The sequence below is a fragment of the Pararhizobium sp. genome (assembly GCF_965279435.1).
Classification (GTDB): Bacteria; Pseudomonadota; Alphaproteobacteria; order Rhizobiales; family Rhizobiaceae; genus Pararhizobium.
Genome location: NZ_CBDIHY010000002.1, coordinates 572,497 through 586,531, shown reverse-complemented (window position 1 = coordinate 586,531; position 14,035 = coordinate 572,497). Strand labels below are relative to the sequence as shown.

The 14,035-nt window shown below is 59.9% G+C and carries 13 protein-coding genes; 8 read left to right on the top strand and 5 right to left on the bottom strand.

Annotated features, from left to right (window positions below; all coding sequences use genetic code 11):
* A complete protein-coding gene (locus tag ACQY8Q_RS04250) occupies positions 1–876 on the bottom strand; it encodes a LysR substrate-binding domain-containing protein (protein ID WP_428424974.1) in 876 nt (291 codons plus the stop codon).
* Between the two features lie 154 nt (positions 877–1,030).
* Between ACQY8Q_RS04250 and ACQY8Q_RS04245 the strand changes: the two genes are divergently transcribed.
* On the top strand, positions 1,031–1,735 hold the full coding sequence (locus tag ACQY8Q_RS04245) for an SDR family oxidoreductase (protein WP_428424972.1): 705 nt from the start codon (positions 1,031–1,033) through the stop codon (positions 1,733–1,735).
* Positions 1,736–1,863: 128 nt separating this feature from the next.
* On the opposite strand, the gene ACQY8Q_RS04240 is transcribed toward ACQY8Q_RS04245, so the two are convergent.
* Together ACQY8Q_RS04240 and ACQY8Q_RS04235 are read right to left on the bottom strand one after the other, a co-directional pair.
* Positions 1,864–2,829: a quinone oxidoreductase family protein gene (locus ACQY8Q_RS04240; RefSeq protein WP_428424970.1), complete on the bottom strand. Its 966-nt coding sequence runs from the start codon at positions 2,827–2,829 to the stop codon at positions 1,864–1,866.
* 338 nt (positions 2,830–3,167) lie between these two features.
* Positions 3,168–4,232 (bottom strand): LacI family DNA-binding transcriptional regulator, encoded by a 1,065-nt coding sequence (locus ACQY8Q_RS04235; RefSeq protein ID WP_428424968.1) that lies wholly within the window; start codon positions 4,230–4,232, stop codon positions 3,168–3,170.
* 245 nt (positions 4,233–4,477) lie between these two features.
* Between ACQY8Q_RS04235 and ACQY8Q_RS04230 the strand changes: the two genes are divergently transcribed.
* The 7 genes from ACQY8Q_RS04230 (at position 4,478) to ACQY8Q_RS04200 (ending at position 12,153) form a co-directional block, all read left to right on the top strand.
* Positions 4,478–5,455 (top strand): autoinducer 2 ABC transporter substrate-binding protein, encoded by a 978-nt coding sequence (locus tag ACQY8Q_RS04230; protein WP_428424966.1) that lies wholly within the window; start codon positions 4,478–4,480, stop codon positions 5,453–5,455.
* Positions 5,456–5,553: 98 nt separating this feature from the next.
* Positions 5,554–7,068: a sugar ABC transporter ATP-binding protein gene (locus ACQY8Q_RS04225; RefSeq protein WP_428424964.1), complete on the top strand. Its 1,515-nt coding sequence runs from the start codon at positions 5,554–5,556 to the stop codon at positions 7,066–7,068.
* Positions 7,061–8,062 carry an ABC transporter permease gene (locus ACQY8Q_RS04220; protein WP_428424962.1) on the top strand — a complete coding sequence of 334 codons (1,002 nt, stop codon included), beginning with the start codon at positions 7,061–7,063 and terminating at the stop codon, positions 8,060–8,062. Before ACQY8Q_RS04225 ends, ACQY8Q_RS04220 begins: the two co-directional genes overlap by 8 nt.
* Entirely contained in the window at positions 8,059–9,054 is a 996-nt protein-coding gene (locus ACQY8Q_RS04215; RefSeq protein ID WP_428424959.1) for an ABC transporter permease, read from the top strand. The genes ACQY8Q_RS04220 and ACQY8Q_RS04215 overlap by 4 nt, the downstream gene beginning before the upstream one ends.
* A gap of 4 nt (positions 9,055–9,058) precedes the next feature.
* Positions 9,059–9,907 carry a sugar phosphate isomerase/epimerase family protein gene (locus tag ACQY8Q_RS04210; RefSeq protein ID WP_428424957.1) on the top strand — a complete coding sequence of 283 codons (849 nt, stop codon included), beginning with the start codon at positions 9,059–9,061 and terminating at the stop codon, positions 9,905–9,907.
* Between the two features lie 66 nt (positions 9,908–9,973).
* Positions 9,974–11,455: an FGGY-family carbohydrate kinase gene (locus tag ACQY8Q_RS04205; protein ID WP_428424955.1), complete on the top strand. Its 1,482-nt coding sequence runs from the start codon at positions 9,974–9,976 to the stop codon at positions 11,453–11,455.
* The gene (locus ACQY8Q_RS04200; RefSeq protein ID WP_428424953.1) at positions 11,452–12,153 is read left to right on the top strand and encodes a class II aldolase/adducin family protein; all 702 of its coding nucleotides are present in this window, start codon (positions 11,452–11,454) and stop codon (positions 12,151–12,153) included. Before ACQY8Q_RS04205 ends, ACQY8Q_RS04200 begins: the two co-directional genes overlap by 4 nt.
* A gap of 433 nt (positions 12,154–12,586) precedes the next feature.
* On the opposite strand, the gene ACQY8Q_RS04195 is transcribed toward ACQY8Q_RS04200, so the two are convergent.
* Both ACQY8Q_RS04195 and ACQY8Q_RS04190 read right to left on the bottom strand, forming a co-directional pair.
* Positions 12,587–13,795 carry a YcaO-like family protein gene (locus tag ACQY8Q_RS04195; RefSeq protein WP_428424951.1) on the bottom strand — a complete coding sequence of 403 codons (1,209 nt, stop codon included), beginning with the start codon at positions 13,793–13,795 and terminating at the stop codon, positions 12,587–12,589.
* A gap of 6 nt (positions 13,796–13,801) precedes the next feature.
* Positions 13,802–14,020, bottom strand: coding sequence for a hypothetical protein (locus ACQY8Q_RS04190; RefSeq protein WP_428424949.1), 219 nt, complete (start codon positions 14,018–14,020; stop codon positions 13,802–13,804).
* Positions 14,021–14,035: the final 15 nt, after the last annotated feature.

The window sequence follows — 14,035 nt, the reverse complement described above, 5'->3', positions numbered from 1 at the left end:
TCAAACGGGGAGGCTCATTCCCGGGGGTGATTTTGGGATGTTTTGTGTGAGAAGCCAATCTCTCATCCATCTGACATTGTCTGCCTTGCGCGGTGCACGTGGATAGACGAGATAGAAGCCAAGTTCGTCGGCAAGGCTGAACGCGAAGGGGCTGCACAGGCGGCCACTCGCCAGATCGTCCTCGATCAGCGGTTCGCTTGCCAAGGCGACACCTTGGCCGGCGATGGCGGCATCGATTGCCAGCGAGGCATAGGAAAACTTCACCGATTTCAGTGCGCTCCTGTCAGCCTGCACACCGGCGCGCTCCAGAAACACTGGCCACATGCCATGCGCGTCATGCAAAAGCACATGCTGCGGCAAGTCCTGAATTGTTTTAAGCGGTTTTGCTCCCGTCAGCAGGGAGGGGCTGCAGACTGCGTATAGTTTCACCGGAAAAAGCAGGTCACCCTGCAAGCCGGCTCCAAAAGGCGGTTTCGTTTGGCGAACGGCGATATCGACGCCATCGCTTTGAAAGTTTGCTAGAGTATTTGCCGCAAGCACCTGAACCTCGACGTCCGGGTGCGCGTCGGAGAAGCGGCCGAGCCGTGGAATGAGCCATTTCGTGGCGAAGGAATGGGTCACACTGATGGTAATGACGGTTTTATGCGGCTTCAGTTCCTGCGTCGCCTCTGTAATCATCGACAGCGCACGCTGTATCGGCTTGAGGTAGCGTTGCCCGGCTTCTGTCAAGGCAAGCGAGCGGGGAAGCCGGTCGAACAGCTTGACGCCGAGCGCTTCCTCCAGTGCCCGGACCTGTTGGGCAACGGCCCCTTGAGTGACGCAGAGTTCCTCGGAAGCAACACGAAAATTCAAATGCCGGGCGGCACTCTCAAACATCCTGAGCGCGTTCAGAGGTGGGTACCGGTAGGGGCCGTGTGCACCAAACATCCAATAGTTTTCCTACAGGCAGGGGTCCATCTTTCTGCTTAGTCTTCCGTCTCCACTTGTGTCAACGTGTGGGAATCGTCACAGCGCTTGGAGGGAATAGGAAATGGCAAACGAAAAGGTTGCGGTCATTACGGCCGGTGGAAGCGGCATGGGGGCCGAGGCTGCCCGCAAGCTCGCCACGGATGGATACAAGGTCGCTGTTCTGTCCTCGTCAGGCAAAGGCGAAAAGCTTGCTTTGGAGCTGGGAGGCGTCGGTGTCACCGGTTCCAATCAATCGAATGATGACCTGAAGAGACTGGTTGATCTGGCCGTCTCGACCTGGGGCCGTATCGATGTGCTCGTCAACAGCGCCGGTCACGGGCCACGCGCGCCGATCCTCGACATATCCGACGACGATTGGCACAAGGGGCTGGACGTCTATCTGCTGAATGTGGTTCGTGCGGTCCGCATCGTCACGCCGATCATGCAGAAACAGCGCTCCGGCTCCATCGTCAACATTTCGACGGCCTGGGCTTTTGAACCGTCCGAGATGTTCCCAACGTCAGCGGTGTTCCGGGCCGGCCTTGCTGCCTACACCAAGATTTTCGCGGATACCTACGCCAAGGACAATATCCGCATCAACAACGTCCTTCCGGGCTGGATCGACAGCCTTCCTGCGACAGACGCACGGCGGGAGAGCGTGCCGATGCAGCGATATGGCAAAAGCGAGGAGATTGCAGCGACAGTCGCTTTCCTGGCCTCGGATGGTGCCGGTTATATCACCGGACAGAATATTCGCGTTGACGGCGGCATCACCCGGTCCATTTGATCTGGATCATCTTACCGAGTGCTGTCCAGGCTTAAGTCCCAGATAAATGGCCGTTCTCACTCTGAGAGCGGCCATTCGCCGTTGAGCAGCTTCTGGTCTAGACGGGCCGACTTTGAACGACGGGTTTTTCAGCTTTCCGCAACGGAGAGAAGGATTTTGCCGATCACGGATCGCTCCTGAAGCAGGCGATGCGCGGAGGCTCCTTCCGAAAGTGGAAAGACGGCTGCGATTTCCACCGAAAGGTTTCCGGAACGGATGAGGGCAAAAAGCCTTGAGGATCGCTCAATCCTCTCTTGACGGGTTCTCAGCACATTCCACAGGTCGCCTCCGATCAGTTTGAGAGACCGATCCATCAGGACGCGTGGATCCACGGGCTGCGGGTCGCCGCCGGCCATCCCATAGAAAACGACCGAACCGCCGGTCCTGACAACAGCGAGGCTTTCAACAAGCGTCGATCCGACGGAGTCGTAGGCGACGTCGACTTCGCCAACGGCACCGATAACGCTCTCGCGCCAACCCTCGTATCCGAATGCATGGACGGCTCCTGCATGAAGAGCAGCCTGCCGTTTGGCCTCCGACGAGGCGAGCGCCACCACCTTGGCGCCTTTGTCGCGCGCCTGCTGGCACAGCAGCAGGCCGACGCCACCCCCGGCGGCATGAACAAGTGCGATATCGCCGGGCCGGATGTCGTAGCTGTCGGAAACCAGATATTGCGCCGTAAGGCCCTGCAACAGGACAGCCGCTGCAATGTCCAGCGGGATGTCTGCTGGTACCGGGATGATTTTGTCGGCATCGACAGCCGCATATTCGGCGTTCGAAAATGGACTGTCTGCGAATGCTACTCTGTCACCAATCTGAAGTCCGCTGACGCCGGTGCCAACGGCTTCAATATGGCCAGACCCTTCATATCCCAATACCCAGGGGCTAGCCCCCTTGAGATGATAGTTCCCCTGCCGCCGGTAGACGTCTGCAAAGTTCAAACCTGCATAGGCAACCCGCACCAGGACGTCATGGACACCCAGGACAGGCGCGGGTATGTCGGCTATATGCAGCACTTCGGGGGCGCCAAACTCGTTAAAAACCAGTGCTTTCATAATCCATCCCCTTTCGATACCGGCGCCAGATATGGGTCAGGCTTTCGAGTGCCCCCTTGATACCAACCTCACCAACGTCGCATCAAACCAGTTCTGCTGCATCGAACCAATAAAAAATCTACTGTTATGGCCTGCTGGCCACGGTGGCCTGTCTCGGACAGTGTCGGCTTGCCTGTTTCCATGACCCTCCACATTACCACGGATAACGAAGCCGGACTTTCTTAGAGACACCGCCCGGGAAGACTGTCGTCTTCCCGGGCGGTGCAAGTGGTGTCGCCCCTGTCATCGCCTGTTGCGCATAGTGTCGCGGTTTGGCTGCAGCACCAGTGTGTTGGTGCTCAGGCGTCGATGTCGCGGATGGAATCGAGCGGGCCCTTGAGGGCGGTGCGCGGATGCACCAGTTCGGGCTGGATCAGGTGGATCTTGACGGCTGGGCGGGCTTCTTCGATGAGCTCGAAAGCCTTGGCGAGCATGCTTTCGCTATCCTGCCGGATCATGATCACCGGGAAAGGCAGGAAGGAGCCGAAGGGGTCGTAGTCGTAGCAGCCGACGACGATGTCGGCGAAGGTTTCGAGTGGATGCTGCGCCATGAAGCGGAGCAGGCCTTCGAAATTGATCGAGGAGTTGATGAACAGTCCGCGCGGCAGCTTTCCCTCACGTTCGTAGAAGGCTTCGAAGGCCTTTTGCGTCATGTTCGGCGAATAGCCGGTCGGCTGGATGCAGGCGTCGCTGTCCCCTCCAAGCATCTCGGTCTTGATATGGCGAAAACCCTTGATGCGCTCGCGGCTGGCATGGTCGTTGCGCCCGCCAAACAGGAAAAGCTCCTCCGGCTTCAGCGGGATGGCGGCACCGTCGAAGCGCTTGATGATTGCCTGCGTCAGCATCCGGGCGCCCTGATAGTTATCGCTGATCACCGACGGCGCCTTGGTCCCCGGAAGATCGATATTGATGTGACGAATGCCTGCGGCTTCGCAGAGGCCATGAATGCTGTCAGGATCGGTGGCGCCGGCGATGAACAGCTCGTCGATCGAATAGGAAATCAGCGTTTCGACCGTCGCTAGCTCTTCCTGCGGATCGCGCGAGGCGCTGACGACGACGGGGCATTTGCCGTGGCTGCGCACCTGTGCCTCGAAAGTCTGGGCCATCGAGGAGAAGTAGCGGTTGTCGTGGACGGGCAGAAGCAGGCCGACAAGGCCGGAGCGGGAATTGCGCAGGCCCCGGGCCTGCAGGTTGGCGGTATACTGATGCTGTTCGGCAAGGTTCTGGATCAGTTCGGCCGTGCTTTCCTTGATCCGTCGCTTGCGCCATGTGCCATTCAGCACAGCGCTGACAGTCGAGGCGGAACAGCCGGATAGGAGCGAAAGATCGTAGATTGTCGCCTTCTTTTTTCCCTGCGGTTTCATCGATTCCTCCCTTCATTTGCTTAGTGCCAATTTCCTCTTGACGAAAGTTTAAATCCAAAACATATTATTTGCACCATCGATTGTGCAAAAAAGAAATATCGATTGTGCATGTCGAGGTCCGCTTGAGGAGGCGGTAACTTGGAGGATGCGATTTCCAGCGCCGACCTGAGGTGAACTGACAGCGACCGCCTTGTCTGCGGCCTGGTCCTGTTGCCTGCGCGGAAACGTTTTGGAGGAGGAAGAGCATGAAAAAGTTTATGATTGCAGCGCTGGCTGCATCGCTGTCGCTTGGCGTTTCGTTTGCTGCACTGGCTGCCGACAAGGTTGGCGTCGTCGTCAAGATTGGTGGTATTCCGTGGTTCAACGCCATGGATGCCGGGATCAAGGAGCAGGGCGCCAAGCTTGGTCTTGATGCCTTCATGGTCGGTCCGACCAGCGCCGACCCGGCCCTGCAGGTGCGCGCCATCGAGGACCTGATCGCGCAAGGGGTCAAGGTCATCGGCGTTGTTCCGAACGATGCCAAGGTGCTTGAACCGGTTCTCGCCAAGGCCAAGGAAGCCGGCATCTTCGTCATCACTCATGAATCGCCAGGCCAGAAGGGTGCCGACTGGAATTTCGAACTGGCCTCATCGACCGGCTTTGGCGAAGCGCATGCCAAGCTTCTGGCCGAGAAGATGGGCGGCAAGGGTGAATATGCCGTGTTCGTCGGCTCGCTGACCGTTCCCCTGCACAATGCCTGGGCCGATGCGGCGGTCGCCTATCTCAAGGCCAACTATCCCGACATGAAGCTCGTCGGCGAACGCTACGGCGTGGCTGAAGATGTCGACAAGAGCCGGTCGACGGCGCTCGATCTGATCTCCGCTCATCCGGATCTCAAGGGTTTTCTGGCCTTCGGCAGCCAAGGTCCGATCGGTGCTGGTCGTGCCGTCGAAGAACGCCGCAAGACCGGCGAAATCTTCGTGCTCGGGCCGTTCTCGCCCGGCCAGGGCCAGAAGCTGATCAAGTCCGGTGCGATTTCTGGCGGTTTCATGTGGAATCCGAAACAGGCCGGCGAAGTCTTCGTCACCATGGCCGATCGCCTGATCAAGGGCGAAAGCGTCAAGGAAGGCGACGACATTCCGGGCCTCGGCGTGATCAAGCCGGCTGGCAACGACATTATCGTCGATCAGCTTTTGCCGATCAACAAGGATACCGTGGACGAGCTTGCAGGCATGGGCCTGTAACTTTCCTCGCAAAGGTTCTCCCGGGCTGCTGGGCTGACTTCGGTCGGCTCGGCGGTGCCCGGAAGTTCTAAAGATCCGCATTTTCACAGGTTGAACCGATGACTGGACGCGAAAGCGCTAAGGGTGGCCAAAAGCCGCTTCTGTCCCTGCGCAACATCAACATGACGTTCGGTGGCGTCAAAGCCTTGAAGGATGTCAGCTTCGACGTCCTGCCGGGCGAGGTGCATTGCCTTGCCGGTGAAAACGGCTCGGGCAAGAGCACGCTGATCAAGATCATCACCGGCGTCTACCGCCCGCAGGATGGTGCGGTGATCGAGTTTGACGGGCAGACCTATTCGCATATGTCGCCGGTGACGGCGCAGAGTTCCGGCATTCAGGTGATCTGGCAGGATCTGGCGCTGTTTCCGGAAATGACGGTCGCCGAAAACATTTCCTTCCAGACGCTGCTCGGCCGCTGGCCGCGTTTCGTCAATTACAACAACATGCGCGAAAAGGCGGTCAAGGCCTTGGCTCGGCTCGGCGTGACGCTCGATGTCGACCGGCCGCTGAAGGATTACGCCATCGCCCAGCGCCAGATCGTCGCGATTGCCCGCGCCCTGGTCGGCGAGGCAAAGCTGGTCTTCATGGACGAGCCGACCGCATCGCTGACACAATCGGAAACCGACCATCTTCTCGATATCGTCCGCACTCTGTCTGCATCCGGCGTCGCCGTGGTGTTCGTCAGCCACCGGCTGGCTGAGGTGCTGGAGATTTCCAGCCGGCTGACGGTGCTGCGCGATGGTGCGCTGGTCGGCGCCTATTCGACTGAAGGCATGACCCAGTCGCGCATTACAGAATTGATGACCGGCAAGACCTTCGACCAGACGGTGCGCGCCCGCAATATCAGCGCCAATCCGGTGGTGCTGGAGGTGGAAGGTCTGTCCCGGCCCGGCCAGTTCGAGGACATTTCTTTTACCGTGCGGCGCGGCGAAACCCTTGGCATTACGGGGTTGCTCGGGGCAGGGCGCACGGAACTCGCTTTGTCGCTGTTCGGCATGCTGAAACCTCGTTCCGGTAGTGTCAAACTCGAAGGCAAGCCCGTTCATTTTTCGTCCAACCGGGACGCCATCGCGGCCGGGATCGCGTATCTGTCCGAAGACCGGCTGTCGCTTGGGCTGATCCAGCCGCAATCAATCGCCGACAATCTGGTGATCGCTTCGCTCGACAAGATCACCTCCGGCGGGCTGTTGTCCGACAGCCGCAAGCGCGATCTTGTCGCCCAATGGATCACCGATCTCGGCGTCAAGATCGGGAAGCAAGGCGATGCGATCTCGACGCTGTCGGGCGGCAACCAGCAGCGCATTGCGATTGCCAAATGGCTGGCCACCGATCCGAAGCTGCTCATCCTTGATGCGCCCACCGTCGGGGTCGATGTCGGCGCGCGGGCGGGCATTTTCGATATCGTCGCGAAGCTCGCCGAGACCGGCCTCGCCATCATCCTGATCTCCGACGAGGTGCCGGAAGTCTATTTCAACGCGGACCGCGTGCTGCACATGGCCAAAGGGCGTATCGTCAACCAGTTCATGCCAGCGGACTGCTCGCTCGCGGATATCGAGGCAGCCGTCTATGCGTAAGGTCGTTCAATCCCATGCGACGGAATTTGCGCTGCTTGCCGTCATCGCTGTTATCAGCATTGTTCTGTCGATCATCACTGACCGCTTCTTCTCGCTCGGCAATGCGTTCGATCTTCTCAATACCAGTTCTGTCAACATCATCTTCGCCGTCGGCCTGCTGGTGGTGCTGATTGCCGGCGGCATCGACATCTCGTTCGCGGTGGCGGCCTCCGTCGTCCAGTATGTCGCGGCCCTCATGCTCGGCTGGATGGGCGGCGGCGGCTGGATCAGCGGGCTTTTGATCGCCGGTGCGCTCGGCGTGCTGTTGGGTGCCATCAATGCCTTTTTGATCCACAGGTTCCGGATCATCTCGATCGTCGCGACCATCGCCACCTTCAATATCTATTTCGGCCTGTTGATGTTCTTCACCCGCGGGGTGTCGATCTACAACTTGCCGGACTGGCTGACGTCGCGCGTCGTGCTATTCGAGCATGAGATGGCCGATGGCAGCTGGATCGAGATCACCCTGCCGGTTCTGGTCATGCTGATCTGCGTGGTGGCCACCTGGGTGTTCATCACCCGCACCACCACGGGGCGCCAGCTTTATGCGTTCGGCGACAATCCGGAAGGAGCGCGCCGGTTCGGCATCAATATCGGCGCCATGCAGTTCATCGCCTTCGGCTGGCTTGGCCTGATGGCCGGGATCGGCGGGCTGATCCAGGCGCATTATGCGCAGGAAGTGGTGCCCAACGCGCTCTATGGACGCGAACTGGATGTGCTGGCGGCGGTGGTGCTGGGTGGTGCCCGGCTCGGCGGCGGCAAGGGCTCGGTGCTTGGCTGCGTGCTCGGCGTGCTTTTGATCTCGATCACCCAGAACGGGCTCAATCTGGCGGGTGTTTCCCCCTATGCCTTCAAGATGATCGTCGGCGCCATCATTCTCGTCGCCATCACCTTGTCCAATACCAGCATCGAAAAACTGCTGCCGTTCATGCGCCAGGAGGAGGGCCGCAAATGACCGCAATCCTCAATCGCATCAAGACGGTGCTGGGGCCGGATATGGCCGGGCCGGGATTTGCGCTGATCGCCGTGCTGGTGGTCTTCAGCCTTGCTTCGCCGCAATTCTTCAGCTGGGCAACCTTCGGCTCGGTTGCCTTCCAGTTGCCGGAACTCGGGCTTTTGACCCTTGCCATGCTCTTGCCGGTGCTGACCGGCGGGCTGAACCTTGCCATCACCTTTACGGCCAATATTGCCGGGCTGACAGTTGCCTGGGTGCTGCAGCAAAATGGCGGCGCCGATGCCGGTCCGTTCGCCTTCTTCCTCGGCTCCGTGCTGGGTATTGGCGTCGGGGCGCTCAGCGGCGTGGTGATGGGGTTGGTGATTGCCTATACCCGCGCCCATCCGATCCTTGTCTCTCTGTCGATGATGATCTTTCTGCGCGGGCTTGGCGAGTTCCTGACGCGTGGCGGCGATGTCTCCGGGTTTCCGGCGTTCCTGCAGCCGCTCGGCCATGGCAGCATTCTCGGCTTTCCGATCCCGCTTCTGGTCTTCATCGCCTGCGTGTTGATCTGGCATCTGCTGCTGACGCGGATGAAGCTCGGCTTCAACACCTACATGATCGGCTCGAATATCGAGGCGGCGCGCTATTCCGGCGTCAATACGCGCAAGGTGCTGGTGCTGGTCTATGCACTGTCGGGTGCGATGTGCGCGATTGCCGGTATCATCATGCTGGCCCGGTTCAACTCGGTGCGCGTCGGCCACGGTGAATCCTACCTGTTGATCACCGTGCTTGCCTGCTTCCTCGGTGGCGTCAATCCGTTCGGCGGTTTCGGCCGGGTCATTCCGGTGGCCGTAGCGCTGGTGGTGCTACAGCTGCTGTCCTCCGGCCTCAACATCCTCGGCGCCAACCAGCATCTGGCGACAGCCGTCTGGGGCATCCTGCTCATCACCGTGATGATCCTGCGGTTTGCCGCAGGCCACTTCAAATCTCTCAAGCGAAAAAAAGGATAAAACCATGGAAGGTTTTGGCGTTCATACCAGCATGTGGACCATGAAATGGGACCATGCAGGGGCGGAAAAGGCGATTGCCGCCGCCGTCAAATACGAGATGGATTTCATCGAGATCGCGCTTCTCGATGCGCCGGCCGTCGATGCCGAGCATAGCCGCAAGTTGCTTGAGAAACACAAGCTGCGCTCGGTCTGCTCGCTCGGCCTGCCGGAACATGCCTGGGCTTCCGTGCATCCGGAAAAGGCCGTCGAGCATCTGAAGGTCGCCATCGACAAGACGGCGGATATGGGCGCGGAAGCCTTGTCCGGCGTCATCTTTGGTGGCATCGGCGAGCGCACCGGGGTTCCACCGACCGAGAAGGAATATGACAACATTGCCCGTGCACTGCAGGCGGCGGCGAAACATGCCAAGACCCGTGGCATCCAGTTGGGTGTCGAGGCGGTCAATCGCTACGAGAACCATCTGATCAACACGGCCAAGCAGGCCGTCGACATGATCGAGCGCGTCGGTGCCGACAATGTCTTCGTGCATCTCGATACCTATCACATGAATATCGAGGAAAAAGGTGCGGCCAACGGCATTCTCGATGCCCGCGACCACATCAAATATATCCACCTCTCCGAAAGCGACCGTGGCACGCCGGGCTATGGCAACGTGCCGTGGGACGAAATCTATGCAGCACTTGCCGCCATCGGCTTCAAGGGCGGCCTTGCGATGGAAAGCTTTATCAACATGCCGCCGCAGGTGGCCTACGGGCTCGCCGTCTGGCGCCCGGTGGCCAAGGACGAGGCCGAAGTGATGGGCAACGGCCTGCCATTCCTGCGCAACAAGGCGCGGCAATACGGTTTGATCTGATACCATGCCAGGCTGTTCCCGCACCGGCGGGAGCAGCCGCACGGATAGAAAATGCGGGATGCGGACATGGCGGACGGGCAGTGGAGCGATCGAAGGGATGACGGGCAGCCGGCGACTGTCGCGGTCCTTGATGTCGGCAAGACCAATGTGAAGCTCAACGCGGTCACGACATCCGGCACCATTCTCGAAACGCTGTCGGTTCCCAATCCGGTGCTTCAACACGGGCCGTGGCGGCATCACGATCTGGATACGCTCGGCGATTGGGTGTTCGGCACGCTTGCCGGTCTTGCAAGACGCCATCCGCTCGCGACATTCGTCTCGTCCGGCCATGGCTCCGGCGGTGTTCTGGTTGGCCCCGATCCCGACGCTGTCGACGGCACCGCCTTGCCGATGATCGACTACGAGCAGGCTCTGCCGGACGATATCCGCATGCGTTACTCGGCTTTGTCCGGTTCCTTCTTCGATCGGGGAAGTGCGATGATGCACGGGGCGACCCATCATGCCCGCCAGATGTTCTGGATGCAGCAGGCTGATCCCAAGGGCTTTTCCCGGGCGTGCTGGTTTCTCGGCGTGCCGCAATACTGGGCCTGGCGGTTGTCGGGCGTGGCGGTTTCTGAGGCGACGGTTCTCGGTGCGCAGTCGCATCTGTGGAATGTCGCAGAGCGGCACTGGTCGCCGATCGTTCAATCGCAGGGCTGGCAAAATCTGCTGCCGCCGTTTGCCAGGGCGTGGCAGGCGATCGGTGCGATCCGGCCGGTTCTCGTCGAGCGATATGGCCTGCCGGCCGATATCAGGGTTCTCGCCGGTATTCATGACAGCAGCGCCAATTTCTATCGCTATCAGGCGGCCGGCTTCGATGATGCGGCGGTGGTTTCCACCGGCACCTGGATCGTGGCGCTGAGCGGCAAGACGCCGTTTGACAGGCTGGACGAACACCGGGGCATGACCTGCAACAGCGATGTCGATGGCAATCCCGTCGGCGGTGCCTTGACGATGGGCGGGCGCGAGTTCACCCATGTCGCCGGGCGTGACGATGCCCATCTGAATGCCGATGCCACGCTTGTGAGCCGGATGATTGGGCAGGGCACGATGGCGCTGCCGTCCTTTGGCGATGACGACGGCCTGTTTCCCGGTAGTGTCGGCAAGGGGCATATTACTGGTCCCCAACCTGTCGATGCGGCCGAGCGCAAGGCGCTGGCCGTTCTCTATACGGCGCTTTTGACGGTCGAATGCCTCGATGCGCTGGGAAGCAGCGGACGCGTGATCCTCGACGGCAGTTTTCTGCGCGACCCGCTCTATGCCGGGCTGGTGGCCGCGCTGCGGCCACAGGGCGATACGGTTTCCAATCTCGACACCTATGGCGTTGCCTCCGGCACCGCGCTGCTTGCCAGCCATGGGAAACGGTCGGCGCGCGCGGCCATCGCACTCGAAAAACCGCCGCTGTTCGATCATCCATCCGCCGATCTGGCGGCATATGCCCGCCGCTGGCGGGTTCTGGCCGGACAGACCACACAATCCAACAGGCTTTATGAAAGGTCCTCCCAATGAGCACGCACCATACGGATATCGCAGCGCTGCGCCGCGATATGGTCGAAACCTGCCGCAGGATGAATTCCAGTGGCATCAACCAGGGAACGGCGGGGAACCTCTCCGTGCGCACGGACAATGGTTTCCTCGTCACGCCGTCCTCGCTTGCCTACGACACGATGACGCCGGACGATCTGGTGGAGATGGATTTCGACGGCACCTATACCGGCCGCCGTCCGTCGTCGGAATGGCGCTTCCACCGCGATATCCTCAAGAACCGGCCGGATATCAACGTTGTTCTACATTGTCATTCGGTCTACGCCACGACGCTTGCCTGCCATCATAAGACGATACCCAGCTTTCACTATATGACCGGTGTCGCCGGTGGGACGACGGTGCGCTGCGCCGAATATGCCACCTTCGGAACGCAGGCTTTGTCCGACCATGCACTGGTGGCGCTGAAGGACCGGCTGGCCTGTCTGCTCGGTCAGCACGGCCAGATCTCGCTCGGCAAGACACTGGAAGCGGCGCTTTGGCTGGCAATCGAGATCGAAACTTTGTCGCGCATGTACGTTCAAGCTCTGACGCTCGGCGAGCCGCCGGTGCTGCCCGACGACGAAATGGCCCGGGTGATCGAACAGATGCGCAAGATGAGCTACGGTCATGCGCCGGATGCCGAAGGGATCAACGATGTCGCCCGGCAACGTGCCGTATCCTGAACCGCGATTGAGCGGAGCCTTCGTTTGAGGGCTCCGCTATCACGGTGATCTGCCTGAAGCGCTTTACAGGGCTCACCAGCCCAACAGTTGCTCATGGCGGTAGCACACCACGACGGCTACACGGCTACCTCAATGTTGCTGCCGCGCCTCCAACGAGCTTCGGGCGACCTAACATGACAGGACCGGAAAGATATGTTGAGAGTATTATCGTCCGCCTCCCAATCGTAGAGTGAAGTATCCGTTAATTTGCATTCTGCTGGAGTTTGCCGACAAATGGAGTGGCCAGCATGAAAACTGCAATCGCTGTAATTGTCGACCTGGCTACGCGCCGCGCCGTTCACGCCTGCAATCTTCCGAACAGTGGGTTGGCGGACGATGATGTCTGGTTCGCAAATGATGCAGCGTCAGGATCGTCGGGCTGCTGAAACGACTGTCATAGAGCGCTGACAGCGAGCGACAGCGCGCGTGCGCCCAGCCGGCGCTTGCGGGCTCCGTCGGGATTTTCGAACTCTGGCACGATGATCTTGATGACGGAGATGGGAAAGCCCGGCGCTTGGAGGGGTACTACGATGGCGGTCATTACTCCTGCTTCTTTCAGTCTGCCGAGCAATCTCTCCAGTAGACACTCAGGGCCACCCGCTTTCCCCGGCAATGCGTGGCTTGGAGGCGAGACAGGCCGCGCTTCAAAAAGCTTCTGCGTGTCCGGTGATAAAGGGCGCTGATAGGTTTCGGCAAAGACATCGTCCCGGGCGCCACTGATATAGGTCAGTCGTGACTGAGCCACTTCGGTGAGGGCGCGGATGACGGCTTTTTCGGGAACAGAGTGCGCGCCATAGCCGATCGTGACGTCATGAAACCTTGGCTGTCGTCGATCGAGGATATCGGCTTCAGCGGCGACCGCTGAATAACACGGCACTGCAATGTCGCTGGTGAGATCAAAAACGCGCAGGATCAATCCTGCCCGTGCGTATTTCTCAACCAAGTCATCAATGACTGGACCGCCGAAATGCTTCGGATCAACGCATGTGGCCAGTCGTGCGGAGGTCGATCGTAAACGCCACAGTACGTCGGCATCCCGCTCGACGCGTTCAAGCAGGCCGTGGAGGATTGCCTCGGTTTCGTTGTTTCCGGACGCCAGGCCGTCAGACGATTGCCAGAAGCGGCAATTCTCGAGCGTCCGGTCCAATGTGACGGCATGAAGCGGAACCCACACCGCTTCCCGTGTCATCAGGTCCTTGCCCTTAACCCAGACGATCACGTCGTCCACATTGATGTCGGGTTGGCCTGAAGCGATTAATTGGGGGAGTGTCGCGACCCTTTCTCCCGTAGCGGCCAGGTCGCGGGGCGATGCTTCAATCGTTAAGACCGCCGGGCTGGATGCGACGGCGCGCTCCAGTGCCTCCATCGCCGCAGAGACGCGGGCGTCCATGTCGCTGACGCCTTTGCCCTGATTGATGACGATCGACTTCGCATTGGGAGATACGGCATTCCAGACGGGAATGCCGACCTTGTCCAATCCGGTCAACCGTGAGAGCCGGGTAATGCCAAATCGCGGCAGCAGAGCTTCGACGCGCTGCCACGTTTCCGCCGGGGAGCAGATCCTGTCGCTGTCACTGAACGGGCTTCTATCCACGGCAGGCAAGTGGCATCAGCCGTCCATATAACCACCGGAAACGGCTGCTGCGGAGGTAGCGCGCACCGCCAGATTGACGCCCTTCGTCACGGTTGTGCCGGTGTTGCGCAGGTCATTTGCCACTTGAAGAGCACCCGTTGATGGGGCAGGCGACTTGGTGACCGTCCCCGCGTCTAGATCCGCGATCCAGAGGTCTTTTTCTCCTGCAATACCGATGACGACCACATTTGCCATTTTTATATCTCTCCT